The organism is Enterobacter sp. GD03975 (genome assembly GCF_029838645.1).
Lineage (GTDB): Bacteria > Pseudomonadota > Gammaproteobacteria > Enterobacterales > Enterobacteriaceae > Enterobacter > Enterobacter quasihormaechei.
The window spans coordinates 87,758-106,756 of record NZ_JAOBZC010000011.1; the positions used below are offsets into that span (position 1 = coordinate 87,758).

15 protein-coding genes are annotated in these 18,999 nt (G+C 57.2%); 2 read left to right on the forward strand and 13 right to left on the reverse strand.

All coding sequences use genetic code 11. The features are described 5' to 3' along the window. Window positions 1–105: 105 nt before the first annotated feature. Window positions 106–2,037, forward strand: a complete 1,932-nt coding sequence (locus tag N5C09_RS16785; RefSeq protein ID WP_279749490.1) for a methyl-accepting chemotaxis protein — start codon at window positions 106–108, stop codon at window positions 2,035–2,037. Here the strand turns inward: N5C09_RS16785 and N5C09_RS16790 are convergent. Continuing rightward, a complete protein-coding gene (locus N5C09_RS16790; RefSeq protein ID WP_279749491.1) occupies window positions 2,034–3,656 on the reverse strand; it encodes an isovaleryl-CoA dehydrogenase in 1,623 nt (540 codons plus the stop codon). The two genes, N5C09_RS16785 and N5C09_RS16790, sit on opposite strands and share 4 nt — an antisense overlap. A gap of 195 nt (window positions 3,657–3,851) precedes the next feature. Between N5C09_RS16790 and N5C09_RS16795 the strand changes: the two genes are divergently transcribed. Further along, entirely contained in the window at window positions 3,852–5,126 is a 1,275-nt protein-coding gene (locus N5C09_RS16795) for an MFS transporter (protein WP_279749492.1), read from the forward strand. A 91-nt stretch (window positions 5,127–5,217) separates the two neighbouring features. Here N5C09_RS16795 and rlmB read toward each other — a convergent pair whose 3' ends face one another. The 12 genes from rlmB to amiB form a co-directional block, all read right to left on the reverse strand. Continuing rightward, window positions 5,218–5,949 carry a 23S rRNA (guanosine(2251)-2'-O)-methyltransferase RlmB gene (gene rlmB, locus N5C09_RS16800; RefSeq protein ID WP_003856001.1) on the reverse strand — a complete coding sequence of 244 codons (732 nt, stop codon included), beginning with the start codon at window positions 5,947–5,949 and terminating at the stop codon, window positions 5,218–5,220. Window positions 5,950–6,012: 63 nt separating this feature from the next. Continuing rightward, window positions 6,013–8,454: a ribonuclease R gene (gene rnr / locus N5C09_RS16805; protein WP_064910249.1), complete on the reverse strand. Its 2,442-nt coding sequence runs from the start codon at window positions 8,452–8,454 to the stop codon at window positions 6,013–6,015. A 38-nt stretch (window positions 8,455–8,492) separates the two neighbouring features. Beyond that, entirely contained in the window at window positions 8,493–8,918 is a 426-nt protein-coding gene (gene nsrR / locus N5C09_RS16810) for a nitric oxide-sensing transcriptional repressor NsrR (RefSeq protein ID WP_063450982.1), read from the reverse strand. Between the two features lie 192 nt (window positions 8,919–9,110). After that, entirely contained in the window at window positions 9,111–10,409 is a 1,299-nt protein-coding gene (locus tag N5C09_RS16815; protein WP_006178975.1) for an adenylosuccinate synthase, read from the reverse strand. A 104-nt stretch (window positions 10,410–10,513) separates the two neighbouring features. After that, on the reverse strand, window positions 10,514–10,711 hold the full coding sequence (locus N5C09_RS16820) for a DUF2065 domain-containing protein (protein WP_063450929.1): 198 nt from the start codon (window positions 10,709–10,711) through the stop codon (window positions 10,514–10,516). Between the two features lie 71 nt (window positions 10,712–10,782). Further along, window positions 10,783–11,787, reverse strand: coding sequence for a protease modulator HflC (gene hflC, locus N5C09_RS16825; RefSeq protein WP_063450930.1), 1,005 nt, complete (start codon window positions 11,785–11,787; stop codon window positions 10,783–10,785). Window positions 11,788–11,789: 2 nt separating this feature from the next. Beyond that, window positions 11,790–13,049, reverse strand: coding sequence for an FtsH protease activity modulator HflK (gene hflK, locus N5C09_RS16830; RefSeq protein ID WP_063450931.1), 1,260 nt, complete (start codon window positions 13,047–13,049; stop codon window positions 11,790–11,792). Between the two features lie 56 nt (window positions 13,050–13,105). Beyond that, window positions 13,106–14,386 carry a ribosome rescue GTPase HflX gene (hflX, locus tag N5C09_RS16835; protein ID WP_003855991.1) on the reverse strand — a complete coding sequence of 427 codons (1,281 nt, stop codon included), beginning with the start codon at window positions 14,384–14,386 and terminating at the stop codon, window positions 13,106–13,108. 74 nt (window positions 14,387–14,460) lie between these two features. Continuing rightward, the gene (gene hfq / locus N5C09_RS16840; RefSeq protein ID WP_006810391.1) at window positions 14,461–14,772 is read right to left on the reverse strand and encodes an RNA chaperone Hfq; all 312 of its coding nucleotides are present in this window, start codon (window positions 14,770–14,772) and stop codon (window positions 14,461–14,463) included. Between the two features lie 85 nt (window positions 14,773–14,857). Then, a complete protein-coding gene (gene miaA / locus N5C09_RS16845) occupies window positions 14,858–15,808 on the reverse strand; it encodes a tRNA (adenosine(37)-N6)-dimethylallyltransferase MiaA (RefSeq protein WP_063450932.1) in 951 nt (316 codons plus the stop codon). Next, window positions 15,801–17,645: a DNA mismatch repair endonuclease MutL gene (gene mutL / locus N5C09_RS16850; RefSeq protein ID WP_279749493.1), complete on the reverse strand. Its 1,845-nt coding sequence runs from the start codon at window positions 17,643–17,645 to the stop codon at window positions 15,801–15,803. The genes miaA and mutL overlap by 8 nt, the downstream gene beginning before the upstream one ends. 9 nt (window positions 17,646–17,654) lie before the next feature. After that, window positions 17,655–18,995 carry an N-acetylmuramoyl-L-alanine amidase AmiB gene (amiB, locus tag N5C09_RS16855; protein WP_112792416.1) on the reverse strand — a complete coding sequence of 447 codons (1,341 nt, stop codon included), beginning with the start codon at window positions 18,993–18,995 and terminating at the stop codon, window positions 17,655–17,657. Window positions 18,996–18,999: the final 4 nt, after the last annotated feature.

Consider the following 18,999-nt stretch of genomic DNA (forward strand, 5'->3'; position numbering starts at 1 on the left):
GAAACGCAATAAAAACAATTCTGTAACATTCGGTTACAGTAAAAAGATAAACGTTCTCTCCGCTCTGCCGTTGAACAGCCATACCTTTTCAATGATGAGCAATTTATGATCACTTTTTTCCGTCGGGCAGGTCTGGGCACGAAGCTATCGCTGCTTACAGGTGCAAGTGTCGCCACGCTTTTTTTGCTGTTCACTTTCCTGTTGAGCCACAACGCCAGCCAGCAGCTTGAAGATCTTGCGGTTGAAGACCTGCATAACCAGTCTACCGGCATGGTGGATATGGTAGAGATGTTCAACACCAGCCTGAGCGAAGAGGTCGAGAGCTATACCCGTCTGTTCACCACCTTTTTGCCACAGCCACTGAACAGCGACAGCAGCCAGAGCCGGACCATTAACGGCCTTACCGTTCCTCTGCTGAAGGGCGGTGAAACGGAGTTGCATGAAAACAATACGCTTTCTGATGACTTCCTGAGCCGAACGGGGGCTATCTCGACGCTGTTTGTCCGCAGCGGTAACGATTTTATTCGCGTGGCAACGTCGCTGCGCAAAGAGAACGGTGACCGCGCGATCGGAACCGTTCTGGATACCACCAGCCCGGCATTTGCCGCCGTCACGAAAGGGGAAGTCTATCGTGGTCTCGCTCTGCTGTTCGGCAAGCGTTACATCACGCAATATCAGCCTGTTAAGAACGCGGAAGGTCAGGTTATCGGGATTATCTTTGTCGGCGTGGACATCACCCATTCGTGGAACGTCATGCGCGAGAAAATCCTTAACCGTCGTCTGGGCGAGAGCGGTCATTTCTACGTGCTGGACCGCAGCAGCGGTAAAACGCGCGGACAGTACCTGTTCCACGCCAGCGAAGAGGGCAAACTGCCCGCCTGGGACGCCGCGACGCAGCAGCAGCTTCTGAGTGATAAACCCGGCACGCTGGAACGCGTGAGCGCGGATGGCCGTACGCTCAAAGTCGCCTACACGCCGCTGGCGGGCTGGAACTGGACCATCGTGGGTGAAGTGGACAAGGCCTTACTGCTTTCAAGCGTCACCACCCTGCGCGATCGCTTCCTGATGGCGGGCGTGGTGTTATCCGCGCTCTTCGCGGGCCTGTTCGTTATCCTCATTCGCCGGATGCTGACCCGCCCGCTGCGCGCGGTAATCGAGCTTGCCCGGCAGTATGCCGCAGGCGATCTGCGTGCCAGCCTGCCGGTCACGCGACAGGATGAAGTCGGCCAGCTGGTTGACGCCATTAACGGCATCGGCGGCGGTCTGCAAAAAATCGTGTTGCAGGTCCGCGAGGCCGCAGGCGAGATCCATCTGGGAACTAACGCGCTGGCTTCAGACACCGGCGAGATCTCTGAGCAGATCAACAAGCAGGCCAGCAGCGTTGAGGAGACATCCGCCAGCATGGAGCAGTTAGCCGCGACCGTGCAGCAAAACGCCGCTAACATGGAACAAACGCAGCAGCTGGTGGGTGAAACCTCGCGCGCGGTGCATCAGGGTGGAGAGACGGTGACCCACGCGGTATCCACCATGGATGATATTCGCGACGCATCAAAACGCATTGAAGACATCACCCGCGTGATTGAGTCCATCGCTTTCCAGACCAATATTCTGGCGCTCAATGCGGCGGTAGAAGCGGCGCGGGCGGGCGAACACGGCAAAGGTTTCGCCGTGGTGGCGCAGGAAGTGCGCGCCCTGGCGGCACGCAGCGCCAACGCGGTTAAAGAGATTGAACAGCTGATTGGCGACACGCTGAACAAGGTAAGCGAAGGCCACGCGCTGTCTGAAAAAACGCGCCTGGCGATGGACTCCATCATTGTTCATATCGATAACATCAGCCAGCTTGTCACCGAGATCAATCACGCGTCCCGCGAGCAGTCTGCGGGGATTCGCCAGGTGAATCTGGCGATGACGCACATCGGTGAGGCATCGCATATTAATGCCGATCGTATCTCACGCAGCGAGCAGACGGCACAGACGCTGCGCGAGAAGGGGTCGCACCTCACCCGGCTGGTGAGCCTGTTCCAGCTGAAGGCTTAACCGACCCGGCCCGTGGCGCGCAGCAGCAGGTCGTTTTGCACCTGCTCGCTCATCAGCGTGCCGCCCCGGGCATCCAGCATCATGCGGCACCACGCCTGCGCCACGGGCGGCGATGCGTGCCGCAGCATCTGGCTTCCGGCGCCCAGTAAAAAGAGCTGCTGCGCGATCTCCCTGCCCTGCGCTTCCTGTGGTTTGCGTAGCTTCTGCTGTAGCTGCCGCCAGCTGCGATCGAAGTGCCTGTCCTGGCCTTTTACCTGCGCAAAATCATCGGCGAGCAGGTCGAGAATGCCTGGCTGCTTCGCCAGCACGCGCAGGACATCGAGGCACATAATATTGCCAGAGCCTTCCCAGATGCTGTTAACGGGCATTTCACGGTACAACCGCGGAAGCTCACTCTCTTCGCAATAGCCTGCGCCACCCAGCACCTCCATTGCCTCTGCCACAAACGGTATGCCCGCTTTGCAGACGCTGTATTTTGCCGCCGGCGTGAAAAGCCGCGCCCATGCGGCTTCCTGCGGATCGGTACGGTTGTCCCACGCCCGGGCGAGTCGGAACAGCAGCGCCGTCTGCCCTTCCAGTACCAGCGCCATCCGGCTTAGCACCTCGCGCATTAACGGTTGGTCGATCAGATTCTTGCCGAAGGTCTGCCGCTGATGGGCATGATAAAGCGCCACCGAGAGCGCACGGCGCATCAGTCCGTGGCTGCCAAGCGCGCAGTCGACGCGCGTCAGCCCGCCCATCTTCAGAATTTGCCGGACGCCTTCTCCCTCTTCGCCCAGCAGCCAGCCGGAAGCATCGAGAAACTCAGCCTCACTGCTGGCATTCGAGCGGTTGCCGAGCTTGTCCTTCAGACGCTCCAGACGCACCGCGTTGCGCTGCCCGTCGGGCAGGAAACGCGGGACAAAAAAGCAGGACAATCCGCCTTTCGCCTGTGCCAGCACCAGATGCGCATCGCTCTGCGGTACGGAGAAAAACCATTTGTGCCCCACCAGCCGGTAACTGCCATCGCTGCATTTTTCTGCTCTGGTGGTGTTGCTGAGCACGTCCGAACCGCCCTGCTTTTCCGTCATCCCCATGCCGATCAGCAGGCCGCGCTTTTGCGCGCCCGGGGCGAGATGGGGATCGTAACGATCGCTCATCAGCGGGGTTAACCAGTCCTGAAAGGGGTTGGGCAGCAACTGTTGCAGCAGCGGCGTGGCGGCAAAGGTCATGGTCACCGGGCATAGCGTTCCCGCCTCCACCTGAGCATGCAGCACGAAACGCGCGGCCCGGGCGACGAACGATCCTTTTCGCGCCGCCTCTTCCCACGCCAGGTTGTGTACCCGGTTGGCGCAAAGCCCCTGCATCAGAAGATGCCATGCCGGATGAAAGCGGACGTCATCCAGCCGCGCTCCCGTGGCGTCATAACGCAGCAGTTCCGGCGGGTTAACGTTCGCCAGCCTGCCCAGTTCCAGCGACTCCGCCGTGCCCAACTGCTGTCCGATGCTGGCAAGAAGATCCAGATCCCACTCAGCCCCTTCACGCGCTACCGCATCGCGCAGGGCGCAATCAGAGAGGAAAAGGTTGCTGTTCGATAGCGGTGCAGGTTGATTAAAAACGGTATGCGTCTGCCAGTGCATGCTGTCTCCCTCCTTTCATTGGCAATAAAGGTAAGTATGGACAGAGGGCAAACACGCTGCATGGGAGTGGAGTCACACGATGGCGATCGTGTTGATATCATCCGTGAAATAGCTCACAGAACATAAGAATAAACTATTTCATTACTTCGCTAATGCTGAATAATTTATTCTTACCCCGTTTTTGTGAGGATCGTTATGCAACAGGATGCGCACAAGCGTGCATTAATTGCAGGCTCCATCGGCAACTTCATTGAGTGGTATGAATTTGCGGTTTACGGTTTTATGGCAACCGTCATTGCCAGAAACTTCTTCCAGCTTGAAGGGGAAGCGGAGCTGACCAGCCTGATCTTCACCTGGGCCTCGTTCGCCATCGCCTTCTTCTTCCGCCCGCTGGGTGCGGTGGTCTTTGGCCGCATTGGCGACAGGATTGGCCGCAAGCCGACGCTGATTATTGTGCTGATACTGATGACGCTCGCCACCGCCGCTATTGGCATTGTACCGGTCTACGCCAGCATCGGCATTGCCGCGCCGCTGATCGTCACGCTCCTGCGTATTCTCCAGGGACTGTTCGCGGGCGGAGAGTACGGCGGTGCGGTTTCGTTAATGACAGAGTTCGCCCCGCGCGGCAAGCGCGGCCTTTACGGGGCATGGCAGTCCTTCACCGTGGCGCTCGGGCTGTTAGCGGGCGCAGGCATTGTAGCGTTGCTCTCTGCCCTTCTCTCTCCTGACGCCCTGCACGACTGGGGCTGGCGCATTCCGTTCTTCCTGGCGTTGCCGATGGGTGCGGTCGCGCTATGGCTGCGGGTGAGCATGGAAGAGACGCCGAGCTTTGTGCAGCAACGGGAAAACCCGGTTATGACTCAGGCCAGCACCGCCGCCACGTTCAAAACCATTCTGATGGGCATTGGCCGGGTGATGGTCTGGTCTGCGGCGGGGTATACCTATCTGGTGATTATGCCGACCTATCTGCAATCTGCGCTGCACACCGGTTTTAACCAGGCGCTGCTGATTGCGGTGATTTCTAACATTGGATTTGCGCTTACTATCATTCCGTCGGGCATGCTGAGCGACAGGATCGGGCGGCGAACGGTGATGATTATCGCCACCGTGCTCCTGCTGATCCTCGCCCTGCCGCTGCTGAAAATTTTGCAGGCAGAATCGAGTACGCTGGCAGTTAAAGCGATGGTGGTACTGATTGCGGGCGGTCTGGTGGGGATGCTGGCAGGGCCGGGACCGGCAATGCTGTCTGAGATGTTCCCCACGCGCGTGCGTTATACCGGGCTGGGGCTGGCCTATTCGTTATCGAACGCGATTTTTTCGGGCTGTGCGGGGTTAATCATTACCGGGCTGATTAAGCAGACGGGCAACCTGGACATTCCGGCCTACTACGTGATGGCAACGGCGGTGGTGAGTATTTTCGCGCTGATGACGCTGAGGAAGGATGACCATTTGCGGTCGTTAGAGGAGTGAGGTAAATGCCCGGTGGCGCTGCGCTTACCGGGCCTACGGTACCGTGCCTTTGTAGGCCGGGTAAGGCGAAGCCGCCACCCGGCATAACAGGCTATCCGCGCTGGCGCACCGCTTCAAACAGGCAGATGCCCGTTGCAACGGAAACGTTCAGGGATGACACGCTGCCCGCCATCGGAATGCTGATCAGCTCGTCGCAGTGCTCGCGGGTCAGGCGACGCATGCCTTCACCTTCTGCCCCCATCACCAGCGCCATGCGGCCGGTCATTTTGCTCTGATACAGGGTGTGATCCGCTTCACCGGCCGTGCCGACGATCCAGATATTCTCTTCCTGCAACAGACGCATGGTGCGCGCCAGGTTAGTCACGCGGATCAGCGGAACGTTTTCCGCCGCGCCGCAGGCCACTTTTTTAGCGGTCGCGTTAAGCTGCGCGGAACGATCTCTTGGCACAATCACCGCATGCACGCCTGCTGCATCGGCGCTACGCAGGCACGCGCCCAGGTTGTGCGGGTCGGTTACGCCATCAAGGATCAGGAAGAACGGGTTATCCAGCTCAGCGATCAGATCCGGCAGATCGTTTTCCTGATACTGACGGCCCGGCTTCACGCGGGCAATGATCCCCTGGTGCACCGCGCCTTCGCTTTTCTCATCCAGATACTGGCGGTTCGCCAGCTGGATCACGACGCCCTGCGCTTCCAGCGCGTGGATCAGCGGCATCAGACGTTTGTCCTCGCGCCCTTTCAGAATAAAGACTTCCTGAAAACGCTCCGGTGCGCGCTCCAGCAGGGCCTGCACCGCGTGGATGCCGTAAATCATTTCACTCATTGATGGTTCTCGTAATAAATATTTCCCCTCTCCCGTTGGGGAGAGGGTCAGGGTGAGGGGAAATTACTCCGCCTGCTGTTTCTTCGCCGCGCGCTTCGCTTTGGTCGCGGCCGCTATTTTCTGGGTTTTAGTCGACGGCTTTTTCGCTTTTCGGGCGTCTTTTTTTGCCGCCTTGGGCTTCTGCTTCTTTTCACCACGGAAGGCGCTGTCTGGCTCAAAGTTTACTCTTTTACCTGCCTGACGTCGCTTGCCGCCCGCTTTACCGTTGCCGCCTTTTTTCGCTTTCTCACGCTCGGTTTTGCCGACGTTACGCGGAGCACGCTCGCTGGAGATGAGGCTGAAGTCGATCTTACGGTCGTCCATATTTACGGCTTCAACCTTCACTTCCACCCGATCGCCCAGACGGTAGGTCTGGCCGCCGGATTCGCCGATCAGACGTTGACCGACCTGATCGAAACGGTAGTAATCATTATCGAGGCTGGAAACGTGCACCAGACCGTCGATAAACAGCTCATCCAGACGCACGAAGAAACCAAAGCCGGTGACGCTGGCAATCACGCCTTTAAAGACGTTACCAACCTGATCCAGCATAAAGTCACACTTCAGCCAGTCCGCCACGTCGCGCGTCGCTTCATCCGCACGGCGCTCGGTCATGGAACAGTGCTGACCCAGTTGCAGCATCTCTTCCATGGAGTAGTGATACCCACCGGTTTCAGTCGTGTTGCCTTTATGCCCCTGCTCATGCGCCAGCAGATACTTGATCGCACGGTGCAGCGACAGATCCGGATAACGGCGGATCGGCGAGGTAAAGTGCGCGTAAGACTGCAACGCCAGGCCAAAGTGGCCCCGATTTTCCGGATCGTAAATCGCCTGCTTCATGGAGCGCAGCAGCATGGTTTGCAGCATTTCCGCGTCAGGTCGATCGCTGATGGATTCCAGCAGCTCGGCGTAATCGCGTGGCTCAGGCTTATTGCCGCCAGGCAGCTCCAGGCCGAGTTCAGCCAGTACGGAGCGGAATGAGGTCACGGCTTCCGTGGTTGGCTTGTCGTGGATACGGAACAGCGCAGGCTCTTTGGCTTTCTCAACGAAACGGGCCGCCGAGATGTTCGCCAGGATCATACACTCTTCAATCAGCTTGTGAGCATCGTTACGCTGGGTCTGCTCGATACGCTCGATGCGACGCTCGGCGTTAAAGATGAACTTGGCCTCTTCACTCTCAAACGAGATCCCACCGCGCTCTTCGCGCGCCTGATCCAGCGTTTTATAGAGGTTGTGCAGTTCTTCAATGTGTTTGACCAGCGGCGCGTACTGTTCGCGCAGATCCTGATCGCCCTGCAACATATGCCAGACCTTGGTGTAGGTCAGGCGCGCATGGGAGCTCATCACCGCTTCGTAGAACTTGTAGCCCGTCAGCCGACCTTTGCTGGAGATGGTCATTTCGCAGACCATACACAGGCGGTCCACCTGCGGGTTGAGGGAACAGAGGCCGTTAGAGAGCACTTCCGGTAGCATCGGTACCACCTGCGACGGGAAGTACACCGACGTTCCGCGGCTGCGCGCCTCGTTATCCAGCGGCGTGTGCGGACGCACGTAATAGCTTACGTCAGCGATAGCCACCCACAGACGCCAGCCACCACCGCGTTTTTTCTCACAGTACACGGCGTCATCGAAGTCGCGGGCGTCTTCACCATCAATGGTGACCAGCGGCAGGGAGCGCAGATCGACGCGGCCAGCTTTGGACTCTTCCGGCACTTCTTCACGCAAGTTTTCAATCTGATCTTCAACCGCTTTCGGCCAGACGTACGGAATTTCATGGGTACGCAGCGCCATATCGACGGCCATGCCGGTGCCCATATTATCGCCCAGCACTTCGACGATTTTACCCACCGCTTTGGTGCGACGGGTTGGGCGCTGGGTGAGTTCTACCACCACCACAAAGCCCATGCGCGCGCCCATCACCTCTTCAGGTGGGATCAGAATATCGAAGCTCAGACGGCTGTCGTCCGGCACCACAAAGCCGACGCCCGCATCGGTAAAATAGCGGCCCACAATCTGGCTGGTTTTTGGCACCAGCACGCGCACCACGCGCGCTTCGCGGCGGCCTTTACGGTCAGCGCCCAGCGGCTGCGCCAGGATCTGGTCGCCGTGGATACACATCTTCATCTGTTCAGATGAGAGGTACAGATCGTCTTTACGGCCTTCCACGCGCAGGAAGCCAAAGCCGTCGCGGTGACCAATAACGGTGCCTTTCAGCAGGTCGAGGCGTTCCGGCAGCGCGTAGCACTGGCGGCGGGTAAAGACCAGTTGGCCGTCGCGCTCCATGGCGCGCAGGCGGCGGCGAAGGGCTTCAATTTGCTCTTCACCTTCAATGTTTAATTCAACGGCAAGTTCTTCACGATTGGCGGGTTTTTCGCGTTTTGTTAAGTGTTCAATGATGAACTCGCGGCTGGGGATAGGATTCGCGTATTTTTCGGCTTCGCGTTCCTGGAAAGGATCTTGTGACATGTCGGTTCCTCCGTTGTCAGCTCCGGTGGAAATTTTCTTCATTCCACCAGCAATAATTTATAAAGTGGTTGATTCTCTTCAACCAAATCAGCCAGCGTGTAGTTATCCAGTTCCATGAGAAAACTTTGCACGGCCTTTGAAAGCGCCTGTTTCAGGCGGCAAGCGGGCGTAATGTGGCAGAACGCGCTGCTACAGTTCACCAGAGATAGTGGCTCCAGTTCACGTACCACATCGCCAATACGGATACTCTGTGCCGGTTTACCGAGACGGATCCCTCCATTCTTCCCGCGGACGGCAGCAACGTATCCGGCACGACTAAGTTGATTGATTATTTTGACCATATGATTACGGGACACACCGTATACCTCTGTGACTTCAGAGATACTGGTCATCTTCCCATCGGGTAACGACGCCATATAAATCAGCGCGCGTAAGCCGTAATCGGTGAAACTTGTTAACTGCACATCAACCTCAGGAAAAAGGGAAAACGCGGTTAAACCGCAGAGATATTCATTAATGATGATAAACCAGCCAGATAGTTAGCGGCTAATTTATTTGACAGACGGGGCGAAAAAGCGGAGATCCAGGAGCGGTCGCCGGATGGCGCTGCGCTTATCCGGCCTACGGGTCTCCCCGCAGGCCAGCAGTCACGAAGATTATGCGTCGAACGGGTCGCGCAGGATCATCGTTTCAGTACGATCCGGGCCGGTAGAAATAATATCGATCGGCACTTCGGTCAGTTCTTCAATACGCTTGATGTAATCCAGCGCAGCTTGTGGCAGGCCGCTACGCTCTTTCACACCGAAGGTGGTCTCAGACCAGCCCGGCATGGTTTCGTAGATTGGCTCAATGCCTTCCCAGTCGTCAGCGGCCAGCGGCGTGGTGGTCACTTCGCGGCCATCCGGCATACGGTAGCCTACGCAGATTTTCACTTCTTTCAGGCCGTCCAGTACGTCCAGCTTGGTCAGGCAGAAGCCAGACAGGGAGTTGATCTGCACGGCGCGACGCACAGCAACCGCGTCCAGCCAGCCGGTACGACGACGACGACCGGTAGTCGCGCCAAACTCGTTACCCTGCTTGCACAGGAACTCGCCGGTTTCATCAAACAGCTCGGTCGGGAATGGACCCGCACCCACGCGAGTGGAGTACGCTTTGATGATGCCCAGAACGTAATCCACATAACGTGGGCCCAGGCCGGAGCCGGTTGCCACGCCACCCGCGGTGGTATTAGAGGACGTTACGTACGGATAGGTACCGTGGTCGATGTCCAGCAGCGTACCCTGCGCACCTTCAAACATGACGAAATCGCCACGCTTGCGCGCCTGGTCCAGCAGATCGGACACATCAACAACCATACCGGTCAGAATGTCTGCGATCGCCATGACGTCATCCAGCACTTTCTGGTAGTCAACAGCGTCAGCTTTGTAGAAGTTCACCAGCTGGAAGTTGTGATATTCCATCACTTCTTTCAGTTTTTCAGCGAAGGTCGCTTTGTCGAAGAGGTCGCCCACGCGCAGACCGCGACGTGCAACTTTGTCTTCGTAAGCCGGGCCGATACCACGACCGGTGGTGCCGATGGCTTTCGCGCCACGCGCTTTTTCACGCGCCACGTCCAGCGCCACATGATAGTCCAGGATCAGCGGGCAGGCTTCGGAGAGCAGCAGACGCTCACGAACAGGGATACCACGGTCTTCCAGACCTTTCATCTCTTTCATCAGCGCAGCGGGAGACAGCACAACGCCGTTACCGATGATGCTGGTGACGTTTTCGCGAAGAATGCCTGATGGAATAAGATGGAGGACGGTTTTTTCACCGTTGATTACGAGAGTATGGCCTGCGTTGTGACCGCCCTGGTAGCGTACAACATATTTAGCCCGTTCAGTCAGAAGATCGACAATCTTCCCTTTACCTTCGTCACCCCATTGGGTGCCCAGTACGACGACGTTGTTACCCATTTTTTTCAAAATCACCGTTTGCTTAAAAATGGATTCTACCATCGCTTTTTCAGATATACAGCACTTTTTGACCCTAAAATATGCCAATTGCGGTTAGTTTTTGATCAGCCAATCGTTTTCCTCAACATGTAGTAGATAACGATACCGGCAACCACAAGACCGCCGCCGAAACGACGCAAAATAGTGTCCGGCAGTTGGCTCATTGTCGCGATCATCCGACGCCAGGCGCGCGGATAGAGCATCGGGCCGAGGCCTTCCAGCACCAAAACCAGAGCCAGCGCGAGCCAGATCGTAGAATTCATTTTTCATCCTCATAAAAGAAAACCACCGCTCCGTGAAGAGCGGTGGTTTGAATACTCAAACGAGCCTGAGTTTATCGCGTTGCGTTGGCCGGCGTCTTCATATAACGGAAGAAATCGCTGTCCGGGCTGAGCACCATCACATCCTGGTTGCTCTTGAAGCTATTCTCGTAAGCACGCAGGCTACGGATAAAGGCGTAGAAGTCTGGATCCTGACTGAATGCATCGGCAAACAGCTTCGCCGCTTCGGCATCACCTTCACCGCGCAGGATACGACCCTGACGCTCAGATTCCGCCAGCGTCTTGGTGACTTCATAGTCCGCTGCCGCGCGCAGTTTTTCCGCTTCTTCCTGACCCTGTGAACGGTGACGACGGGCTACCGCTTCACGCTCGGCGCGCATACGGTTGTAGATCGCCTCGGATACTTCCGCTGGCAGGTTGATCTGCTTGATACGCACGTCAACCACTTCGATACCCAGTGCCGCCATACTGTTCGGGTTGATCACCGGCACTTTACCGTTGGTTTCAGCCTGAACGCGTTCAGCCGCTTTGGCAATCGCATCATCAGCCGCCGGGGTTTCGACTTCATCTTCAGTGCCCGCAGAACCGGAGTTCAGCGCATCACGCACTTCCAGCGTCAGACGACCGCGAGAGTCTGTCACGATGTCTTTCACATCCAGACGACCAATCTCAGAACGCAGACGGTCAGAGAACTTACGTTTCAGCAGCACTTCTGCCTGAGAAACGTCACCACCGCCCGTTGCCAGGAAGTAGCGGCTGAAATCGCTGATGCGCCATTTGATGTAGGAATCAACGATCAGGTCTTTTTTCTCTTTGGTCACGAAACGGTCGGCCTGGTTATCCATGGTCTGGATACGCGCATCGAGCGTTTTCACTGACTGAATGAACGGGATCTTGAAGTGCAGACCCGGCTCATAAATCACCGGACGCTTGTCACCGTCACGCACGACGCTGCTGAACTGGAACTTGATCCCACGCTCGCCCTCTTTCACCACAAAGATTGAGGTGTAGAGCACGACCAGTGCGATGATGATGATCGCAATAACTGACTTACGCATCCTTATTCCCCCTGACGCTGGTAGTCGTTACGCTGCGCGTTAGCGCGGCGTTGGTCCATAATGTCACCATCGTTCGAAGAAGGCGTTGTGTTCGCGCTGGTGCTGCCAGACGAGGCTGGCGGCAGACGCAGCAGGTTGTTCGCACCGCTGTTGTCTTTCGCTGCCGGTGCAGAACCGCCTTTCAGCATCTGATCCAGCGGCAGAACCATCAGGTTTCCGCCCTTGCTGTCATTAACCAGCACTTTGCGGGTGTGGCTCAGCACTTTTTCCATGGTCTCGATATAGAGACGCTCACGGGTAATTTCCGGAGCCGCTTTATATTCCGGCAGGATGCGCGCGAAGCGAGCCACTTCACCCTGTGCTTCCAGGATGGTCTGGGTCTTATACGCACGCGCTTCTTCCAGAATACGCTGCGCCTGACCGTTAGCACGCGGCTGAACTTCGTTGGTGTACGCTTCCGCTTCACGGATGTACTGCTGTTCGTTTTCACGTGCTGCAATCGCATCGTCAAACGCGGCCTTCACCTCTTCCGGCGGACGTGCAGCCTGGAAGTTGACGTCCAGCAGAGTAATACCCATGTTGTACGGACGGATGGTCTCTTCCAGCTCGCGCTGGGTATCGCTACGAATAACGGTACGACCTTCGGTCAGAATACGGTCCATGGTGTATTTACCGATCACACCGCGCAGGGCGCTGTCGGTCGCCTGACGCAGGCTGTCATCCGCGCTGGTCACGCTAAACAGATAACGTTCTGGATCGGTCACGCGGTACTGCACGTTCATTTCAACGCGCACCACGTTCTCGTCAGACGTCAGCATCACGCCGGAGGCGGCCAGTTCACGGACGGACTCCACGTTAACCGCGGTCACGTCATCAATGAAGGTCGGCTTCCAGTTCAGGCCCGGCTCAACCAGATGGCTGAACTTACCGAAACGGGTTACCACGCCGCGTTCTGCTTCTTTAATGGTGTAGAACCCGCTGGCTGCCCAGATGATTACCACCGCAGCGGCGACAATGCCCACCACGCGGCCACCCATCGGCGGGCGCGGACTCTGAGTGGAATTACCACCCGAGCCAGAACCTTTTCCTCCGCCAAGGCCACCAAGCTTTTTGCTCAGTTTGCGGAAGATATCATCCAGATCCGGCGGCCCCTGCTCGCGACCACCTTTGTTGCCATTTCCCCCAGAGTTGCCGCCTTGATTATTGCTGCTTCCCCACGGGTCGCGGTCTTGTCCGTTATTACCGGGCTGATTCCACGCCATGTATATGCTCCATATTTGTTATGCAAGGGCGAATTTTTCAGGCTTCCCCTTTCTGATCAGACGATATAGTCCGCCAGCGCAGGTTCTTGTTTACAGAGGCGACGCCAGTCAACGATCGGCATACGCACCTGCATCCCCACGCTGCCGTCATCCTCCATCCACTCTTTTTCTATCGCCTGAAGCTGATAAAACCGGCTGCGCAGCCTGCCTTCCTGTGGCGGCAGGCGCAGCGTGTGCTGAGCTACCTCACCGGAAAGACGTTCTGTCAAAGCCTGGAAAAGCAGTGGCACACCAATCCCGGCCTGAGCAGACAGCCAGACCCGAATCGGTTTGTTCTCTTCATCTCGGTCGATACGCGGCTCGAAATCGTCCAGCATATCGATCTTGTTCATCACCAACAGGGTGGGAATTTCGTGGGCGTCGATCTCTTCGAGCACCACGTTCACCGCGTCGATGTTTTCCTGCACGCGTACGTCAGCCGCATCAATCACGTGCAGCAGCAGGGTCGCCTGGCGCGTCTCCTGCAACGTCGCTTTAAACGCCGCAACCAGATCGTGCGGCAGATGGCGGATAAACCCGACGGTATCCGCCAGCACCGTTTCACCGACGTCTGCAACGTCAATACGGCGCAGCGTTGGGTCCAGGGTCGCAAACAACTGGTCTGCGGCATACACCTGGGCCTCGGTTATCTGGTTAAACAGGGTGGATTTACCGGCGTTGGTATAGCCCACCAGCGACACCGTTGGAATGTCGGCTTTGGTTCGCGCCCGACGCCCCTGCTCGCGCTGTTTCTCTACACGTTCCAGACGTGAAAGGATCTGGGTAATACGCCCACGCAGTAAACGGCGGTCGGTTTCGAGCTGGGTTTCACCCGGGCCGCGCAAACCAATCCCGCCTTTTTGTCTTTCAAGGTGTGTCCAGCCACGCACCAGACGCGTCGCCAGATGGCGCAACTGCGCCAGCTCAACCTGCAACTTACCCTCGTGGGTACGCGCACGCTGAGCAAAAATATCTAAGATCAACCCCGTGCGATCGATAACACGGCATTCGCAGAGAGCTTCCAGGTTACGTTCCTGAGCCGGAGACAGCGCATGATCAAACAGCACAACAGATGCGCCGGTTGCTTTTACGGCATCCGCAATTTCTACTGCTTTACCTTCACCAACAAAATACTTCGGGTGCGGCGCTTTACGGCTACCGGTAATCACCTGCATTGCTTCGACACCGGCGGAAGAGACCAGAGATTCAAACTCCTGGAGGTCTTCCATATCTTTGTCTTGCGAAAAATAGATGTGTACCAGCACCGCCTGCTCACCGGCGTCATAACGGTCAAACAAGCGTAAACCTCTCTAAAAAGATCAGCGGGGAACGCAGGATCCCTGGCTCCCCGTGTGGAAAACAGCCCAAAACCTTATTCGGTTTCTTCGCTGTCCTGCGCAGGAGCAGATGAACCCTGCGCGTTGCTGCCATGATGGTAGTTACTGCCAGTGCCGCCGCCAGCGTTATTGCTGTGATGAGATACCGGACGGGACGGAACAACAGTAGAAATCGCGTGCTTGTAGACCATCTGGCTGACCGTGTTTTTCAACAGGATCACGAACTGATCGAAAGACTCAATCTGACCTTGCAGCTTAATACCATTCACCAAATAAATAGAAACTGGAACACGTTCCCGACGCAATGCGTTCAGGAACGGATCTTGTAAAGATTGCCCCTTAGCCATTCTATCTTTTCCTTATATGCTTGTTTTGTACTTAGAACCTTGCGATTCTGAAAAATTGCGCACGATACGGCTTAATTGTACACATTCAGTCAGCGATATCACCAATAACCTCAATCACTTCGTTTAACGCCTGTTGTGGTTTTTCACTGTCTAACCAGTGAACGCCCTCCCAACCGCGCAACCAGGTGATCTGGCGCTTCGCTAACTGTCTCGTGGCGCAAACACCTCGATAAACCATTTCATCGTATGAAATCTCGCCTTCAAGGTACGACCACATCTGGCGGTATCCCACACAACGAATGGAAGGCATGTCCGTATGCAAATCTCCACGGGCAAAAAGCGCCCGCACTTCTGCTTCAAAATCTGAAGCCAACATCTGATGAAAACGCTGCTCAATTCGTTGATGGAGCAGTTCACGGCTCGCCGGGGCGATGGCGAACTGATGCACCTGATACGGCAGAGCGTCTCCTGACGTTTGCGTCAGTTCCGTTAAAGTTTTACCCGAAATGAAAAAAACTTCCAGTGCCCGGGAAAGCCTTTGCGGATCGTTTGGGTGGATCCGCGCTGCGGCAACCGGGTCAATCTCTTCCAGTTGCTTGTGCAAAACGTCCCACCCCTGCTCAGCCGCCTGCTGCTCAATCTTCGCTCTTACTTCCGGATCGGCCGATGGCAGAGGCGATAACCCCTCCAGCAGCGCCTTGAAGTAGAGCATCGTGCCGCCCACCAGCAGCGGTATGCGTCCCGCAGCGGTAATCTCGGCCATCTCGGCCAGGGCGTCGCGGCGAAAATCTGCTGCGGAATACGCCTGTGCCGGGTCGAGAATATCCAGTAAACGGTGCGGCGCCGCACGCAGTTCGTCTGCGTTGGGCTTCGCCGTGCCGATGTCCATCCCTCGGTAAATGAGGGCTGAATCTACGCTAATCAACTCTACTGGCAAAACTTTACGTAACTCAATGGCTAACGCCGTTTTGCCGGAGGCCGTTGGCCCCATCAAAAAAATCGCCTTTGGCAGGCTCGCCTTACTTACGTCAGTCATGTTTCAGGGCGGTCATCGCCGTTTGTAAATCAACAGGTTGTAACAAACCACCCGGCGGCGCTTTCACCAGCTGCGGGCAGAGGCGTTCTACCTCCGCCAGCACGGTAATCGCCTGCGCCATACTCCACGGTGAATGTTCGCTGGCCAAATGGCGGGAGATCCACTGCGCGGTGTCGGCGGCATCAAACGTCGTTTGCTGCGCCAGGTAGCCTATCAGTTCAGGAATCAAGTTTTGTAAATTTTGTTGGCGTAAGGGTAAAGGCACTGCGCGAATTGTCACATGCTGCGCGTCCAGTACGATTTCTATCCCCATTTCAGCCAGCTGAGACTGTACGCGCCGCAAAACCCCTGTTTCTTCAGGGGATACTTTCAGGCGCACGGGGATCAGCAGCGGCTGCGCGCAGGCGGCATTGACCCCCGGGGTTAGCTGCGCCTGTTTGAGCCAGCGCTCCGCCACGGAAAGCGCCAGCAGCAGCAGTTTGCCCTCGCGTTCAAGCAGCGCCATGTCGGGAGCAACAATGGTCAGAACCCGACCAAAACTCTGGCTATGTCCATCCAGCGAAGGCGTTGAAACTGTAATGTGCTCTTTATGCTCAACGGACGGGGTATCCAGCAGCTTGCGGTACAGCGCCCCCTGCTGTTTTTGATAGCCCGGCTGGGCGTTGGGATAGTTAGCGCCGGTCGGTCGCGGCGCGTTGCCCGTCGAGGCTAAACGCGGCGCAGCCGGCTCGCGCGCTACCGCCGGTTCGGCAAAATGGTTACGTCCCGCCGCCACGCGGTTTTCCGGCAACGGACGCGGCGCGGGCGCTTCTTCTGCCAGCGGCAACGCCGGCTCGCCCCGCTGCTGCAATACCGCAGCAACGCCCTGATAGATAAAATCGTGCACCAGGCGCGACTGGTGGAAGCGCACCTCATGCTTGGCGGGGTGTACGTTCACGTCGACCTGATGCGGGTCGATCTCCAGATAAAGCACAAAGGCGGGCTGCTGATCGGCGCCAAGCTTGTCTTCGCAGGCCTGGCGAATGGCGTGGTTAATCAGGCGGTCTCGCATCATGCGACCGTTGACGTAGCAATACTGGATCTCAGCAAAGGCGGCGCTGTTGGCGTTCGGATCGGCAACCCAGCCGCGAAGAGCCAGATCGCCATGCTGCCACTCAATGGCCAGCGCTTTTTCCAGGAACGGTGCGCCGCAGATAGCGCCCAGCCGACGCTCTTTTTGCCCGCCTTCCGCCACCGCGCGATACTGGCGCATCACCTTGCCGTTATGGCTAAGGTTGATCGTGACATCAAAGCGCGCCAGCGCGATGCGGCGGATGATCTCGTCGATATGTCCGAATTCGGTCTTCTCGGTTCGCATAAACTTGCGGCGAGCGGGCGTGTTATAGAAGAGATCCAGCACTTCCAGCGTGGTGCCGACCGGGTGCGCCGCAGGTTTAACCGTGACGTCCATATCGCGCCCTTCGGCGTAGGCCTGCCAGGCTTCCTGCTGGTCGGCCGTGCGGGAGGTCAACGTTAAGCGAGAAACGGAGCTGATACTGGCCAGCGCTTCGCCGCGAAAACCCAGGCTGATAATCGCTTCCAGATCGTCAAGGGAAGCAATTTTGCTGGTGGCATGACGCGCCAGCGCCAGCGCCAGCTCGTCCTTTTTGATGCCACAGCCGTTATCACGAATGCGGATGAGCTTAGCGCCCCCGCGTTCAATATCGATATCAATGCGGGTCGCCCCGGCATCAAGGCTGTTTTCTACCAGCTCTTTCACCACCGATGCAGGGCGTTCAACCACCTCACCGGCGGCGATTTGGTTCGCGAGCTGCGGCGGTAGAACCTGAATCGGCATGAACTCTCCTTAATTAGTCGCGGTCATCTCACCCGGCAGCGCGGCGCTCGCCGTCTGGGCTGCCCCACCCTGCGGCGCAGACTGAAGCGGATGCGCGTCAAAGTATTTACGCAGACCGTTGTAAATCGCTTCGGCAATTTGCTGCTGATAGCTGTCGCTGCCCAGTAAACGCTCTTCACCGTGATTACTGATAAAGCCCGTCTCGACCAGGATCGACGGAATATCCGGGGAGCGCAGCACGCCGAGGCTTGCATGTTCCGGACGACGCTTATGTAGCGATCCGACGCTTTGCAGCTGGTTCAGTACGTTAGTGGCGACATCATACCCGACGCGCTGAGAATGACCGAACTGTAAATCCAGTACCGCCTGGCTGAGATACGGATCGGCCTGGCTGTTTGCCAGCACATCGCCCGCCCCGCCTAACAGTTCTGACTGCTTCTCGTGCTCTTCAAGCCAGTTCGCCATTTCACTGTTGGCGCGGCGGTTGGACAGCACCCAGACCGACGCGCCGGTGGCGTTACGGTTCGGCGCAGCATCCGCATGAATCGAGACCAGGAAGTTGGCGTTTTGCTTACGCGCCACATCCGAGCGTCCCATCACCGAAATAAAGTAATCTCCATCGCGGGTCATCACCCCTTTAAACATCGGATCGTCATTCAGAAGCGCACGCAGCTTACGGGCAATGGCGATGGTGACATTTTTCTCCCGCGTACCGCCCGGGCCAATCGCGCCAGGATCTTGCCCGCCGTGTCCGGCATCGATGGCGATAATCACCTTATCGCCACTCACCGGCGTACGCCGCGCGCTAACCGCCGGACGCGTCACCGTGTTGCTGCTGGTCACCGCGGTAAGACGATCATTCTGTGATTTGAACGGATTACGGGCCGGCTCAGACGGCCTTGGGGTATAAACCGGCGCTTCCACGCGTTTTGCCACAACGGGTGCAGGCGGAGGCGGCGGCGGAACGTCAGCATTAATGGTAAAGACCACCGTATAATTCGCGCCGTTTTGCTGCTTAACCGCCTTCGTTTTGCCTTTTTCGGTGAGATCGACCACCAGCCGCAGAGACTGCGCATCTTTCGGCGTTCCCGAACGGATGCTTTTCACCAGATTGTTGCCGCTGAACTGGAGCGGCAGCCCCTGGATCACCCCGGACTGTTTAATATCGAGCGCCACGCTGCGGCTGTCGATTTGTGAGAAAGCATATTCAGGATCGCCCATAAAGCTGAACGTAATGCGGGCCTGGCTATCGCCGTTCGACACCTGAATATCCGAGAGGCTGGCCGCCCCGGCCTGCGCGCACAGCAGGACCGTGGCAGCAAACACCCAACCTTTAACGCGATTAATCATCCCG

What these genes read in the sequence shown, in the direction of transcription:
- rlmB (WP_003856001.1), bottom strand. Translation starts at nt 5,949, where the DNA reads ATGAGTGAAATGATTTACGGCATCCACGCGGTGCAGGCCCTGCTGGAG.
- mutL (WP_279749493.1), bottom strand. Translation starts at nt 17,645, where the DNA reads ATGCCGATTCAGGTTCTACCGCCGCAGCTCGCGAACCAAATCGCCGCC.
- N5C09_RS16795 (WP_279749492.1), top strand. Translation starts at nt 3,852, where the DNA reads ATGCAACAGGATGCGCACAAGCGTGCATTAATTGCAGGCTCCATCGGC.
- hfq (WP_006810391.1), bottom strand. Translation starts at nt 14,772, where the DNA reads ATGGCTAAGGGGCAATCTTTACAAGATCCGTTCCTGAACGCATTGCGT.
- N5C09_RS16785 (WP_279749490.1), top strand. Translation starts at nt 106, where the DNA reads ATGATCACTTTTTTCCGTCGGGCAGGTCTGGGCACGAAGCTATCGCTG.
- hflK (WP_063450931.1), bottom strand. Translation starts at nt 13,049, where the DNA reads ATGGCGTGGAATCAGCCCGGTAATAACGGACAAGACCGCGACCCGTGG.
- N5C09_RS16820 (WP_063450929.1), bottom strand. Translation starts at nt 10,711, where the DNA reads ATGAATTCTACGATCTGGCTCGCGCTGGCTCTGGTTTTGGTGCTGGAA.
- rnr (WP_064910249.1), bottom strand. Translation starts at nt 8,454, where the DNA reads ATGTCACAAGATCCTTTCCAGGAACGCGAAGCCGAAAAATACGCGAAT.
- N5C09_RS16790 (WP_279749491.1), bottom strand. Translation starts at nt 3,656, where the DNA reads ATGCACTGGCAGACGCATACCGTTTTTAATCAACCTGCACCGCTATCG.
- hflC (WP_063450930.1), bottom strand. Translation starts at nt 11,787, where the DNA reads ATGCGTAAGTCAGTTATTGCGATCATCATCATCGCACTGGTCGTGCTC.
- amiB (WP_112792416.1), bottom strand. Translation starts at nt 18,995, where the DNA reads ATGATTAATCGCGTTAAAGGTTGGGTGTTTGCTGCCACGGTCCTGCTG.
- N5C09_RS16815 (WP_006178975.1), bottom strand. Translation starts at nt 10,409, where the DNA reads ATGGGTAACAACGTCGTCGTACTGGGCACCCAATGGGGTGACGAAGGT.
- miaA (WP_063450932.1), bottom strand. Translation starts at nt 15,808, where the DNA reads ATGACTGACGTAAGTAAGGCGAGCCTGCCAAAGGCGATTTTTTTGATG.